10 protein-coding genes and 1 rRNA gene are annotated in these 14,793 nt (G+C 52.7%); 7 read left to right on the top strand and 4 right to left on the bottom strand.

Annotated elements, in window-relative coordinates; all coding sequences use genetic code 11:
* The first annotated feature begins 4 nt into the window (after positions 1–4).
* Positions 5–109 carry an IS3 family transposase gene (locus H8J70_RS12915; protein ID WP_425489114.1) on the top strand — a complete coding sequence of 35 codons (105 nt, stop codon included), beginning with the start codon at positions 5–7 and terminating at the stop codon, positions 107–109.
* 104 nt (positions 110–213) lie between these two features.
* Here the strand turns inward: H8J70_RS12915 and H8J70_RS11580 are convergent, their stop codons facing one another.
* The 4 genes from H8J70_RS11580 to H8J70_RS11565 all read right to left on the bottom strand — a co-directional run bounded on the left by H8J70_RS11580 (position 214) and on the right by H8J70_RS11565 (position 5,079).
* Positions 214–966 (bottom strand): nucleotide-binding protein, encoded by a 753-nt coding sequence (locus H8J70_RS11580; RefSeq protein WP_186504451.1) that lies wholly within the window; start codon positions 964–966, stop codon positions 214–216.
* A gap of 10 nt (positions 967–976) precedes the next feature.
* Positions 977–2,206: a nitrogenase component 1 gene (locus H8J70_RS11575; protein ID WP_186504450.1), complete on the bottom strand. Its 1,230-nt coding sequence runs from the start codon at positions 2,204–2,206 to the stop codon at positions 977–979.
* Positions 2,203–3,552, bottom strand: a complete 1,350-nt coding sequence (locus H8J70_RS11570) for a hypothetical protein (protein ID WP_186504449.1) — start codon at positions 3,550–3,552, stop codon at positions 2,203–2,205. Before H8J70_RS11570 ends, H8J70_RS11575 begins: the two co-directional genes overlap by 4 nt.
* A gap of 159 nt (positions 3,553–3,711) precedes the next feature.
* A complete protein-coding gene (locus H8J70_RS11565; protein ID WP_186504448.1) occupies positions 3,712–5,079 on the bottom strand; it encodes an aminopeptidase in 1,368 nt (455 codons plus the stop codon).
* Positions 5,080–5,212: 133 nt separating this feature from the next.
* On the opposite strand from H8J70_RS11565, the gene H8J70_RS11560 reads away from it, so the two are divergent.
* From H8J70_RS11560 to H8J70_RS11535, 6 genes are all read left to right on the top strand, one after another.
* Positions 5,213–6,403: a M20 metallopeptidase family protein gene (locus tag H8J70_RS11560; protein ID WP_186504447.1), complete on the top strand. Its 1,191-nt coding sequence runs from the start codon at positions 5,213–5,215 to the stop codon at positions 6,401–6,403.
* 120 nt (positions 6,404–6,523) lie between these two features.
* Positions 6,524–8,599, top strand: a complete 2,076-nt coding sequence (fusA, locus tag H8J70_RS11555) for an elongation factor G (protein WP_186504446.1) — start codon at positions 6,524–6,526, stop codon at positions 8,597–8,599.
* A gap of 103 nt (positions 8,600–8,702) precedes the next feature.
* A complete protein-coding gene (locus H8J70_RS11550; RefSeq protein ID WP_186504445.1) occupies positions 8,703–10,004 on the top strand; it encodes an acetyl-CoA hydrolase/transferase family protein in 1,302 nt (433 codons plus the stop codon).
* 144 nt (positions 10,005–10,148) lie between these two features.
* Positions 10,149–11,492 (top strand): acetyl-CoA hydrolase/transferase family protein, encoded by a 1,344-nt coding sequence (locus tag H8J70_RS11545; RefSeq protein WP_343068714.1) that lies wholly within the window; start codon positions 10,149–10,151, stop codon positions 11,490–11,492.
* Between the two features lie 211 nt (positions 11,493–11,703).
* On the top strand, positions 11,704–14,187 hold the full coding sequence (gene gyrA, locus H8J70_RS11540) for a DNA gyrase subunit A (protein WP_186504443.1): 2,484 nt from the start codon (positions 11,704–11,706) through the stop codon (positions 14,185–14,187).
* A gap of 537 nt (positions 14,188–14,724) precedes the next feature.
* Positions 14,725–14,793 (top strand): 16S ribosomal RNA (locus tag H8J70_RS11535); the annotation flags it as partial.

The raw sequence follows: 14,793 nt of genomic DNA, 5'->3' as shown, positions 1-14,793 counted from the left end.
TGCAATGATTGAAGATTACATTGGCTATTACAATACTAAGCGTTTACAGAGAAAACTGGGTGTAGTAACCCCGATGGAAAAGCACAATAACTATTACGTGGCAGCATAAAAACTGCCACCGGATATCGGTGGCAGTAATAAGTACATGTTTTATTTTTTGCTCTGTCTACTTGACGGGGAGCGGTTCAACGCAGCCTGGGCGATTTTTTATATTTAGCCTTCTTCTTTTAGCAAATCCTTGGCCAGCTGGATATAGATCCGGCTGAGCGGTGCGTCGGGATTATCTTCGACGACGGTCATGCCCAGTTCTTCACAGCGCTGAATTTCCTTGCTGCGGGGAATATCAGCAATGACAGGGAGACCGCGTTTAGCAGCAAACTCATCTACCTTTTCCCGTTCGTCTTCAATGTTGCGGCGGTTGAGGATGAGCCCCTTGACCTGGGCGTAGCCCCGGTCCTGGAAATTTTCTACAGCCCGGCTGATGTTGTTGGCTGCGTAGAGGGACATCTTTTCGCCGGACGTGACGATGAAGACTTCATTGGCGTAGCCTTCCCGGATAGGCGCCGCAAAGCCGCCGCAGACGACGTCGCCTAAGACGTCGTAAATGACGACGTCCGGGTTGATGCGGTCGAAGACCTCCAGATCTTCCAGGAGGTCGAAGGTGGCGATAATGCCGCGGCCGGCACAGCCAAGGCCCGGTGTAGGCCCGCCTGTTTCGATGCAGAAGACACCGCCGAAGCCTTCGCGGCCGACGTGTTCGAAATCCGGTTCGTCATCGAATTCGCGGTAATAGTCCATGACCGGCATGACCGGTTCACCGTGCAGCAGGTTGAGGGTGGAGTCGGCCTTAGGGTCGCAGCCGATCTGGATCACTTTTTTGCCCATTAGGGCCAGGGCTGCGGAAATATTGGCCGAGGTCGTCGATTTGCCAATCCCGCCTTTGCCATATATTGCAATTTTTCTCATAGTATCCTCCTTAAAATCCTTTTTCGTCCAGCCATTTCCGCGCGTCAGGGCCGACGAAGAGGGGCAGGTCGTCCCGGTAATGACGGCCCGAATAGGCTTCGTGCGGGAAGGAAAGGAATTTCTTTTCTTCGCCAGGCAGGAGCCGGGCATAAATGGGGTCGGCAATGATGCGGCGTGCTTTGCGGCATTCGCGGCGAATGGCCTCTTCTGAGCAGGCCGTTTCTATTTGCGTAGTTAATGGCTCCGGTGCGTCGGCTAAGGGGCACAGGAGGCGCACGTCGTGAAGCCCGTATTCGTCAGCCAGGAACTGGCGCATAGACAGGAGCTGTAAGGGCTCCCCGTTAATGAGGAGCACGTCGCACGGCGTGTCGTCGTAGACCTGTTCTACCTTCCAGGCGTCCAGTTTGGTCAGGGCCCGGTTGAGGCGCGCAGGCTTTTCTTTGCCTGTAAGGCCTGTCAGATACGACGTGTCGCCGTCACGCAGGGCCTGGAGCCAGCCGGCTGTGCCCTTTTTGCCCATGGGCAAGCCGCAGACATAGGGAATGCCGTAGGCTTCCTGCATATATTGGGCCAGGTAAAAACCCGTAGCGGAGACGACGGCGTTCACGTCTGCATTAGCGGCCTGGGCCAGGCCTTCCGGCGATTCGCCCATAGCCCAGGAGCTCTGCAGGATGAAGCCGTTTTCCGTAATCAGGTTTTTTAAGGTCGTAGCGTTGCCGACGACGGAAAAATCAAGGGGCGTCAGCCCCAGGAGATTAACCCGCCGGGCCGGCTGTTGCGGTTTCTTTTGCGGTGCCTGAAGGAATTCTTTGGCGTACGTCAAAAAGGCTGCGCCCGCGCCGGGGAGATAGCTGTGGATGCCGTCTGTGCGGAAGCCGAAGGCAGGAATGCCTGTACGGCGCGATGCCATTTGGGCGATAGCCTTATAGTCCGTGCCGATGGCATTAGGCATGGGACTGCCGCCAATGGCGATGAACGTCGGCTTACCGGCGTCGACGACTTCGGCAATATTATCGATGAGGCGCTGGTCGTTGCCGTAAATCGTATCGGCTTCGTTGAGGCCGGAAATATAGACCATAGCCGGCAAATCATACCAGCGCGGTTCATCGTGTGTATTATATGTAGAATTGCAGCCCGATGCATCGTGCATAATGATCAAACCGCCCAGCTCATAGAGCGCTGAGGCGATGCCGAAAACATCGACGGCATATGTCGAGAGAACCTGTTGTGCTTGTTTCAACCGTGACACCCCCAAGCTTTAATTTGGACGATGCGGCGCATATCCTTTTCTTCTTTAAAGGCTTCTGAGGTCAGGCTGATGAGTTTCAAGAGACCGGTGTAGCCGTAAAGGCCGCTGTTTTCTACGATATTGACGAAATAGTTAGAATCCGTAAAGTACGCAGCCATCTGGCCAATGGCCAGGACCTTGCCGTAGCGGCGCGTGTCGTCCCGCGGCAGGAGGCTGCGTTTGAAGTGCATCGTCGAGCGCAGCTGCAACTCCGGATAGTGCTCTTGGAGAAAATAGAAATCGTCCTTATCGTCGGCAAGAACCGTATCCAAATAGACGGCGTAGACGTTGAAGCCGTGCGTAAGAAGCAGCCGTGCCAGATTCAAGGGCCGCGGTGTTGCCGTGTAGTCGATGGACATGTGCGTGTTACCGACTTCGTCGTGCAGCCGTTCCAGGGCCGCTTCGCAGCGCGCTTCATAGGCGTCCGTGTCAGGCATGGACAGCTGTAAGCAGTCTGCCGCTTCTTGCAGGTGGGCACGGATTTCGTCGTAGCAAAAGGCGTAAGGGATATATAAGGGCGTTTGCTCCAGCCGCTTTTCCATATCAAGAGCGGCCGGCCGGGCATTTTCATGAAAATAAATGTTGGCGATTGATTCACCCATGGCTTTGTACTCGTCGTACGTCGGGCAGGCGGCAAAGTCGTGAATCGTGTAGCCTCCAGCCTGCAGCATCGTGACGAGCTCGCATTCCGGGTCGACAGGGAAATAATTGACGACGAAATTGACAGCCTTTTTCCGGGGCTGTTTTTGTATAGCCCGCGTCAGCTGCCGCCGTCCCAAGACGTCTGGCGAAAAGCGGTGCTGCAGCGTCGGGATCATATAGCCGTCGATAAAATCGATATCCGGGTATTTTTTGCGCAGCGTCCCGTAAACCAGCTTCAGGTCGATGTGCAGGAAATGCTGCATGCAGCTCGTAAAGCCTTCGACGCAGCGTGGCCGTTCAGGCAGGTGGTCGATGATGTCGCTAATACCGTCGATCATCATTTCTTCCAGGTTCCCCTTGAGAATGTTTTCGTTCGTCAGGGTCACCATGGAGAAGCGTCCGGCGCCGTCAGGCACTTCGTCCGCTGAAAGGACGACGCCGTGGAGGCAGCAGGCATAGCACACGTAGATTTCGTGGCACTCCGGAATGAGCATGGGGGAATGGGCAATGGTCCAGTGGCCCCGGGCCGGCGAGCTGTACTGGAGCCCGATGTGGAAAGGCTCCGGGAAGGAAGCATGACCAATGTCTGTTTCCGCGCCCGCAGGACTAACCTTAGGGATGAGGACACGCGGTCTGATTTCGTTTTCGTAAATCATGAGATATCCTTTCTTTTGACAGACAAAATAGAAACAACAATTCTATCATAAAGTATATATGCCTGGTATAGTATTGGCAAGTGCCCGCACTAGGGCCGGGCAGACAAAAACTCCTGCCACGCTGCGGCGACAGGAGCCTTGCTGAAAGCGTAACGAGTATTATACACTTTCAAAAAATGCTTTATAAGCCAGGTAGCCGCTATAGGCATCGGCCTTGGCGACGATTTCCAGCGGTGCGTGCATGCTGTGCATGGCGACGCCGCAGTCGACGACGTCACAGCCCCAGTCGGCCATGATATAGGCGATCGTACCGCCACCGCCCTGATCGACTTTGCCGAGCTCGCCTGTCTGCCAGGGCACATTGGCAGTGTTGAAGATTTGCCGTACTTTGGATAAAAATTCAGCGTTTGCATCGTTGCTGCCCGATTTGCCGCGGGCACCTGTATATTTGCACAGGCAAATGCCGTAGCCTAGTTTGGCGGCATTGTTTTCTTCGTAGGCATCAGCAAAGACGGGATCATAGGCCGCGCACACGTCAGCCGAAAGGACTTCACTATGGCGCAGGGCCCGGCGCAGCCAGATTTCTTCTGTGTGGCCTTGGAGTGCCAGGAGTTCAGCCGTGAAATCGAGGAAGTACGACGAATTGACGCCTGTATTGCCGACGGAGCCGATTTCTTCCTTATCGGCAAAGAGGGCCATTTGCGTCTTGACGCCTGGTTTGGCCGTCAAGATGGCAGCCAGGTTACCATATGAGCAAACGCGATCATCATGACCGTGGCTCATAATCATAGAACGATCGAGGCCGACGTCGCGGCTCTTAACGGCAGGAATAATTTCCAGTTCGGCACTGGCAAAGTCTTCTTCTTCAATGTTATATTTTTCTTTCAAAAGCTGCAGGATTGCCGGTTTCGTTTTTTCTTCTTCACTGTTCGTGCCGACTAAGGGCATGAGCATTTCCCCTTCAATGGCTTCGCTCAGCTTCTTTTCGGCCTGCTTGCGGCCCAAATGCGGCAGGAGGTCGTTGATGAAGAGAACCGGATCGTCTGCGTCTTCGCCAATGGAAATGTCTACGCGCCGGCCGTCAGCCGTGTAGACGACGCCGATGAGGCTCAGGGGCAGGCAGACCCACTGGTATTTCAGGAGACCGCCGTAATAATGCGTTTTTAAGTAGACGATGCCATCCTTTTCGACGACGGGCATCGCTTTTACGTCCAGGCGCGGGCAATCGATGTGGGAGCCGACGATCTTCATGCCTGTTTCGATAGGATCCGTACCGATGACGGCGAGAATGACCGATTTGCCCTTTTGATTCCAATATACCTTATCGCCGGCTTTGAGGCCCGTATAGCTTTCCAGGGGCCGGAAGCCCTGGGCTTCTGCCTGGCTGATGATTTCTGCAGCGGCCAGCCGTTCCGTCCGGGCTGTATCCAGAAAATGGCGGTATTTTTTGCTGTATGCTTCCATTTCTAACCGTTCTTCTTCAGAAAAACGGGACCAAACACTGTTTTCTCTGTCAAATGCTTTCATTTATATTCCTCCTTATGGTATAATTAGTCAATTGAAGCCCTGCCGTACAGGCCGGGGGCCTCAAGACAGTCGCAAGGCGGCTTTACTAATATTATAATGATATAGGAAACAAAATAAAAGGGGGAACCAGGCCATGGCCGCAGAAGATAGATTGAAAACACTGGTTGAACAATATACACCGCATATTTGTGAGCTGCGCAGAACCTTTCACAGACAGCCTGAATTATCATACGAGGAACAGGGAACCGCCCGGGTCATCGCCGCGGAATTCCGTTCTCTCGGCCTGGAAGTACACGAAGGGGTTGGCGGTATTCCCTCGGTTATTGGCATCTTACACGGTGCGCAGGGCGCCGGCCCAACTGTCGCTTTGCGGGCGGATATGGATGCCCTGCAGATTACGGAAGCCACAGACCTTCCCTTTGCTTCTGAGCGCCCCGGGATCATGCATGCCTGCGGCCACGACGGCCATATGGCCATTCTTCTCGGCGCGGCAAGGGTCCTGGCGTCCTTACGGCAGGAATTGTCAGGTACGGTTATCTTTATCGGCCAGCCGGCAGAAGAAAAATCACCGCACGGCGGGGCCCGGGCAATTGTCGCTTCGGGCATCTTAGAAGGCGTCAAGGCCGTCTATGGCCTGCACGTCTGGCCTACCCTGCCAGTGGGTCAGGTAGGCGTTCTCAATGGGCCCGTCATGGCCGCTTCGGATCACGTAACGGTCACCTTGCACGGTCAGTCCAGCCATGCGGCTATGCCCCACCGCGGTGTCGATGCCATCGTCGCTGCCGGCCAGTTCATCATGGCGGCGCAGACCCTCGTCAGCCGCCAGATTAACCCGCTCTATCCGGCCGTACTGACCTTTGGCCGCATCGCCGGCGGCAGCCGCTATAATATCGTCGCTGATGAAGTTACGCTCGAAGGCACGTGCCGTACGTATCACGCAGAAGCCCAGGATCTCATGGAAACGAAATTAGAAGGCCTCCTGCAAGGCCTTGATGTCATGTATGGAACGCAGAGCGAGCTCCAGTACGAACGGGGCTACGGCGCCGTCTTCAACCAGCCCGACCAGGCGGATCTCGTCCGCCGCGTCGTGACTGACCGCTTTGGTGCCGGCGCCCTGGCTGCTGTCAATGAACCGGCTATGACAGCCGAAGACTTCTCGGGCTACCTCAAGGCCTATCCCGGCGCCTTCATCTGGCTGGGGGCGACGGCACCGGGCAAGCCCGTTTGGCCCCTTCACAACGCGCATTTTGCTGTAGATGAAGCGTGCCTGCCTGTGGGCACTGAAATGATGGCCGCCTTAGCCTTGGCAGCGTTGCAGGAATAACACAGCGTTTTTTAAAAAAAGGCATAAACAGGTTAGAAAAAAATCATAAATAAAAAAGGAAATCGCCTCTTTAGCACGAATACATATTAATAACGTGATTTTTAGGAGGCGATTTATATTATGAAAGAATATGCTAGTGATATGATACGGAACGTAGCTGTACTTTCTCATGATGGAGCCGGTAAGACGGCCGTTGTTGAATCTCTGCTTCTGGCCTGCGGTGCTGTCCCGGCTGTAGGTACAGGTAAGGATAATAAACATATCATGGATTTTGAGCCGGAAGAAATCAAACGGAATGTCACCATCCAGCTGGGCATTGCGCCGTGCGAATGGCAGGGCTATAAGCTGAATTTCCTCGATACACCGGGGTATGGTGAATTTTGTGGTGAAGTACGGGCTGCCCTGCGGGCTGCTGACGGCATCCTCATGGTCGTATCGGCCGATGCAGGCGTAGAAATGGACACGGAACGGGCCTGGGAATACGGCGTAGAATTGCAGCTGCCGCGGATGATTTATATCAATAAGATGGATACGGAAAATGCAGACTTCTTTGGCTGCCTGGAAAAAATGCGTGCCGTTTTCGGCAAATCGATCATGCCCTTGCAGATTCCTATTGGCGAAGGCAAAGACTTCCGCGGCATCATCGACGTGTGCAAGATGATCGCCTGGGAATGGAGCGATGGCAAAGTCAATGAAATCAAAGTACCGACAGAATACGTACCGAAGGCACGGGAAGTCCGGGAAATGTGCATGGAAGCTGCCGCCGAAGGGGACGACGAACTGCTGGAAAAATACTTAAACGGCGATGAACTGACCTTGGAAGAACTGCGTCAGGGCCTGCGCCAGGGTATGCTCACAGGCCGCGTGTGCCCGGTTATGTGCGGCAGTGCGACCAACCATATCGGCACGACAGAACTCCTGGGCCGTCTCATCCGCTACATGCCGGATGCATCGCAAAAAGTCATGATGGGCACCGATAAGAAAACAGGCGACCCGGTCATGGTATATCCGAATAAGCCCTTTACAGGCTTTGTCTTCAAGACACTCATCGATCCCTTTGCCGGCAAGCTGAGCTACGTCCGCATCTTCTCGGGCGAACTCAAAGAAGGGGACAAGCTCTACAACGTAACCCAGGATGCCGATGAAAAAATGGGCAAATTCTTTACCCTCGTCGGCAAAGAACAGATTCCTATCAAAGAAGCCATTGCCGGTGATATCATCGTCATTCCGAAACTGGCTCACGCTAAGACAGGCGATACCTTCGGTACGCCGGAATTCCCTGTTGAATACGATCCTATCCGCTTCCCGAATCCGCTCCACACAGTAGCGATGGTACCGGAAAAGAAAGGCGAAGACGACAAGCTCATGACGGCGCTTCTGCGTATCAGCGAAGAAGATCCGACGTGCCAGGTCGAAAAGAATGCCGAAGGCAAGCAGCTCCTCGTACGCTGCATGGGTGACGTCCATCTCGACCACATCATGAATAAGATGGAACGCAAATACGGCGTCAAAGGCGTACTCGAACCGGTATACATCCCGTATCGTGAAACCATCAACGGCGTTACGGAAGTGGAAGGCAAGCATAAAAAACAAAGTGGCGGCCACGGGCAGTACGGTCACGTCAAACTGAAAATTGAACCGCTTACAACCGGTGAAGATTTTGAATTTGTCGATGCCATTTTTGGCGGTGCCGTACCGCGTCAGTACATTCCGGCCGTCGAAAAGGGCGTAAAGGAAACGCTGGAAAAAGGCCTCATTGCCGGCTACCCCATGATCCGTGTGAAAGTGACGCTGGAAGACGGCTCGTATCACCCGGTAGATTCGTCGGAAATGGCCTTTAAAGTAGCTGCGGCATTGGCCTTGAAGAAAGGCGTACCGGAAGCAAAACCGGCTATCCTCGAACCGGTATATAACGTCGATGTCATCGTACCGGAAGAATACATGGGCGATGTCATGGGCGATTTCAGTGGCCGTCGCGGCCGTATCCTCGGTATGGAACACCATCCGAGCCATAAGAACCTGATCGTTGTCAAAGCGCAGGTTCCCTTGTCGGAAATGAACGGATATGTGACGGTGCTGCGCTCTATGACCCAGGGCAAAGGAACGTTCAATATGAGCTTCTTTAACTACGAAGAAGTACCAAAGAAGACAATGGACGAAATCATTGCCGCTGCTCAGGCAGGTAAGGAAGAATAAATCCCTCCTATGGATTCCCGCCGCACCTCGTGTGTGACGGGAATTCTTTGTGTGATTACAGGGATATGTATAGTATGCAGACGCAAAGAAAGGAGTTTTTTCCATGGACCTTAAACAAATGTATGCGGACAAAACAAAGACAGCCGAACAGATCGCTGCCTCTATCGAATCAGGCTGGTCCTGCAGCTCGGACATTTCCGGCGCCATCCCAACGGTGCTGGCAGACGCATTGGGGAAACGGGCCGCAGCCGGCGAAGTGAAGGATTTGGTCTACCATTCCCTCTTGGATATTACCCCTTTGGGCACGCTGGCGCCGGAAGCCTTCCCGCAGCTCACGCCGGTCAGCTGGTTTTCCGGTGGCGGCCTGCGTAAAGCCGTTAGCGAAGGCCGCTGCGATATCATGCCCTGCTATTACCGGGATGCACCGGGCCTTTTTGAACGGTACATCGAAATAGACGCCTTTTTTGCCCAAGTGTCGCCCATGGACAAGCACGGCTATTTCAGCACCTGCCTGGACGGCTCGTGCAGTGAAGCCATGATACGGAAAGCAAAACATATTTATTTGGAAGTCAACGATCAGGCGCCGCGTGTCGTCACGGTCCCGCAGATTCATATTTCCCAGGTCGATGCCCTGTGTGAAACGTCCCACCCCCTGCCCATCATGCCGCCTGCCAAAATCGACACGATCAGCCAGACCATTGGCGGTTATATTGCTGAAGAAGTACCTAATGGTGCGACCTTGCAGCTGGGGATTGGCGCCGTGCCGGAAGCGGTAGGCCTGGCCCTCAAAGATAAACGCGATTTAGGCATCCACACGGAGCTCTTTACGGACAGCATGGTAGAGCTTATCGAGTGTGGCGCCGTGACGAATATGCAAAAACCCCTCCACCGGGGCAAAACCGTAGCGACCCTGACCTTCGGCTCCCAGCGGATCTATGATTTCATCGATGACAACCCGATGTTCCTCATGCTGCCCGTCAACTACGTCAACGACCCGGCCATCATCGCCCAGCATCCCAACTTCATTTCCGTTAACGCCGCCATCGAAGTCGATTTCTTTGGCCAGGTCTGCTCGGAATCGGCCGGAACCCGTCATATTTCCGGTACGGGCGGCCAGGCAGATTATGTACGCGGCGCCATTTCCTCTAAAGGCGGCAAGAGCTTCATTGCTTTCCCGTCGACGGCCAAGAATGATACGATCAGCAAAATCGTGCCGACCTTGGCACCGGGCGCTATCGTTACGACGAGCAAGAACGATGTCGACTACATCGTAACGGAATACGGCGTAGCCAAACTGCGCGGCAAGACCGTGTCCCAGCGGGCGAAGGAACTGATCCGCATTGCCCATCCTAAATTCCGGGAAGAGCTGACATTTAAAGCCAAAAAGGAAAACCTGCTGATCTGATTTTTCTTGCAGAAAAAGCATGAAACACATTCTTTCTTTACATTCAGAACCTTGCGTAAAACGTTTGAACAACGTATACTATAGGTATAATCTGTGAAAAACAGAACACATGTAGTAAAACGATAGAAAGGTATGGTGAACGATGTGTCTGAATGGACAGAAATGTATCAGCAAAAACTGACGACGCCAGAAGAAGCGGTAAAACTAGTAAAAGACGGAGATTGGGTTGAATATGGCATGACCACTTCGCAGCCCGTGCTGTTAGATGCAGCTTTGGCAGCCCGGAAAGAGGAATTAAAGGATATTAAAGTACGGGAAACCATGTCTCTTTTCCCGCGTAAGGTCGTAGAGTGTGATCCTATGCGTGATACCTTTACCGTATCGAACTGGCACATGAGCGGCTATGACCGCAAGGCCTGTGCACAAGGTGCTATGAATTTCAGCCCTATGTGCTTCCGTAATCAGCCCTCTATCTACCGCGACCTGCTCGACGTGGATGTAGCCATGATTACTGTCGCTTCTATGGATGGACACGGCTATTTCAACTTCGGCCTCTGCGCCGCTGCTACGGAAGCAATGGTACAAAAGGCCAAAAAAGTCATTGTAGAAGTCAATCCCAATATGCCCCGCTGTCTCGGCGGCTTGGGCGAAGCTATCCACATTTCGGACGTCGATGCCATCGTAGAAGCACCGGGGATTGCCATTCCGACGATTCCCTTTGTGGCCGGTGACGAAATTGACGCCATGATCGCCAAACCGATTGTCGAAGCCATTCCGGACGGAGCTACACTGCAACTGGGAATCGGCGGCCTGCCGAACAGTGTAGGCGCCATGATTGCCAAATCGGATCTGAAGGATCTGGGTTTCCATACGGAAATGCTCGTCGACGCCTTCTATCTCATGTATAAAGAAGGCCGCCTGACCAATAAGGCCAAACGGCTGAACCGCAATAAAGGTGTATACTCCTTTGCCCTGGGCTCACAGAAACTGTACGACTGGATTGATGATAACCCCAGCCTGGCGGCTTTTCCTATTGATTACGTCAACGATCCGGCCGTCATCGGTCAGATGGACAATTTCATTTCGATTAACAGCTGTATCGAAGTCGATCTCTTCGGCCAGGTATCGGCAGAATCGAAGGGCCCGCACCAAATCAGTGGTACCGGCGGCCAGCTGGACTTCACGGACGGGGCCTATCGTTCCCGCGGCGGCAAAGGGATCATTGCCATGCACTCGACCCATACGGATAAAAAGAGCGGCGTGACGACGTCCAATATCTGCCCGACACTGGCACAAGGCACGACCGTCACGGATCCGCGTTCCCAGACCTGCTGGATCGCCACGGAATACGGTATGGTCAACCTCATGGGCAAATCGACCTGGGAACGGGCAGAAGCACTGATCAGCATTGCCCATCCGGATTTCCGCGATGAACTGATCAAAAAAGCGGAAGAAATGAAAATCTGGAGATACAGCAATAAGAAATAAGCACGGCAGAACGATAGCCGGAGGGGGCAGACCAGATACTGCCTCCTCTTTTCTTTTCGCCCTAAACGGCCCTGCAAGGGCTCTGTTTGCCTTAAGACGACAAAAACCTATCAAAAGGGACAAAAATTTGCTATAATATAGATAATGCGCTCGTGATCTGTGAGATAGACAGACAGGGACGTTGGTTTTATTTTTTTTATGAGGTGACATTGTGGACGAACAACAGGTTGATAAGATTTTACCGGTATGCCTGGAAGATGAAATGCAGACATCGTACATCGACTATGCGATGAGCGTTATCATTACCCGCGCCTTACCGGATGTGCGCGACGGCTTAAAGCCCGTACACCGCCGCATTTTGTACGCCATGCACGAAGCGGGCATGACGCCCAACAAGCCGTACAAGAAATCAGCACGTATCGTCGGTGAAGTACTTGGTAAATACCATCCTCATGGTGACAGCTCTGTATACGATGCAACAGTCCGTCTGGCCCAGGACTTTTCTACGCGCTATCCGCTCGTAGACGGCCACGGCAACTTTGGTTCCGTCGATGGCGACTCGGCTGCTGCTATGCGTTATACAGAAGTGCGTATGGCCAAGATTACCGGCGAAATGCTGGAAGATATCGACAAAGATACAGTGGATTTCATGCCCAACTACGACGGCTCCCTGCAGGAACCGACTGTATTGCCGGCAAAGATCCCGAACCTCCTGGTCAATGGCTCGGCCGGTATTGCCGTAGGTATGGCAACCAATATTCCGCCCCATAATTTGGGGGAAGTCATCGATGGCTGTGTACTGCTCATCGATAATCCGGATGCCAGCCTGGAAGAGTTGATGACCAAGATCCAGGGGCCTGATTTCCCGACAGGAGCCAAAATCATGGGCCGGGACGGTATCCTCAAAGCCTATTCGACAGGCCGGGGCAGCATTAAGATGCGTTCCTGTGCAGAAATTGAACCGATGAGCAAGGGCAAACACCGGATTGTCGTAACGGAAATCCCTTACCAGGTCAACAAAGCCCGGGTCATTGAAACGATTGCCGACCTGTCCCGCAATAAGGAAATCGACGGCATTACGGCCTTGCGTGATGAATCAGACCGTAAGGGCATGCGCATTGTCGTCGAACTGCGCGCCGATGCCAATCCGGACATCGTCCTGAACAAGCTCTATAAGCATACACAGCTTCAGGAAACCTTTGGCGTCATCATGCTGGCCCTCGTAGACGGCCATCCCCGCGTCCTGACGCTGAAACAGATTTTGCACTATTATCTGGCCCATCAGCAGGATGTCATTACGCGTCGCAGCAAATTCGAACTGGATAAGGCCTTGGCCAGAGCCCACATATTGGAAGGCCTGCTCATCGCCCTCGATCATATTGATGAAGTCATCCGGACGATCCGTGAATCGCAGACCGATGAAATTGCCAAGAATTCTCTCATGAGCCGCTTTGGTCTCAGTGAAAAGCAGTCTGTGGCCATCCTCGACATGCGTCTGCGCCGCCTGACCGGCCTGGAACGGGAAAAGATCGAAGCAGAATATAAGGAACTGGAAGAACGGATCGCTTATTTGCGCGACGTCCTGGCAGATACGCATAAAATCATGGAAATCGTAAAAACGGAATTGCTCGAAGCCAAGAGAAAATTCGCCGACAAGCGCCGTACGCAAATCGTAGCGGATACGTCTGACTTCGCTGTAGAAGACATGATTCCCGACGAACGCATGGTACTGACACTCACCCGCCGTGGGTATATCAAGCGGATTAATGCCAACGTATACCATACGCAAAACAAAGGCGGCCGGGGCATTAAAGGCATGGGCACGAAGGACGAAGACGTAGTCAATCACTTGCTCTACACATCGTCCCTCAATACGGTCCTTTTCTTTACCAACCTGGGCCGTGTCTATCGTCTGAAGGCCTACGAAATTCCGGAAGCCAACAGCCGTAATTCGAAAGGCGTGGCAGCGATTAACCTCTTGCCCCTGGAAAGCGGGGAAAAGGTCAATGCCCTCATCGACCTCGATCAGGCAGATCCGTCTATGAACCTCTTCATGGCGACGGAACAGGGCCGCGTGAAGAAGACAGAATTGCAGGAATTTAAAAATGTCCGCCGTAACGGCCTCATTGCCATTTCCCTCGTAGAAGGTGACCACCTGGCCAAGGTGCGCCTGACGACAGGGGACCAGAATATCATTTTGGCCACTAAGCAGGGCATGGCCATCTGCTTTAACGAAGCCGATGTACGTCCTATGGGCCGCAATACACGCGGCGTCCGCGGCATCGATCTGGCTGCCGGTGATATGGTCATCGGTGCGGATATTCTCACGCCAGGGTGCCAGGTCCTGACAGTCAGCGAAGAAGGCTTTGGCAAACGCAATAACGTAGAAGCCTATAAGGTTCAGCTGCGGGGCGGTAAAGGCGTAAAGAACTTCAAGATTACACCGAAGACCGGTGACGTCGTAGGGGTAGAAGTCGTCCACGATGATCAGGAATTGATGCTCATTACAGGCAATGGCATCGTGATTCGTACGGATGTCGAAAGTATTGGCATCAAGAAGGGCAAGATTACATCTGGCGTCAAAATCCAGAAGCTGGAAGAAGACGACAAAGTAATGGCTCTCGATACGATTACCATTGACGGTGAAGATACAGAAGCAGAAGAGCAGCAAGACGATCTGTTCGGCAAACAATAAGACGCTCTAAAAAGGAAGGTCTCCTGGAGGCCTTCCTTTTTTATGCCACTGTACATATATATAAGAGAAGTATAGGGCGTGTAAAGAAATGGCTTGACAGAGACGCCAATCCGTAGTACTATGTAATAACCAGCTATTGCGGACGTGCAAATGAATGAATATAGTAATTTTGCTAATTCCTTTATGTGTGTCAGTGTGTTTGCTATTGTCTTTTTCTGTTTTAAAAGTTCTTCAAAAAAAGTGCTTGACAGAGAAGGGAGCAAATGATATACTTCAATAGCTGTCAGGTGAGGGCGAACAAAAAGCCCTGAATGTAGTGTGTCGAGTGGACAAATAAGTTCAAAAAACTTAAAAAACTGCTTGACAAGCCGCATGAATCCTGATAAGATATACAAGTCGTCGCAAGACGACATGATGACCTTTGAAAACTGAACAATGTAAACATATGAAATGCCAGTGCGAGATTCTATTTTTATAGAACGTCAACCAAATGTAACACAAACAATAAGTAAGACAGAGCTAGATAGCTCTTCACATATCATGGAGAGTTTGATCCTGGCTCAGGACGAACGCTGGCGGCGTGCTTAACACATGCAAGTCGAACGA

Source organism: Megasphaera hominis, from assembly GCF_014269395.1.
Taxonomy (GTDB): Bacteria; Bacillota; Negativicutes; order Veillonellales; family Megasphaeraceae; genus Megasphaera; species Megasphaera hominis.
The sequence above is the reverse complement of the archived record's forward strand: the minus strand, read 5'-3'. Positions and strand labels throughout refer to the sequence as shown.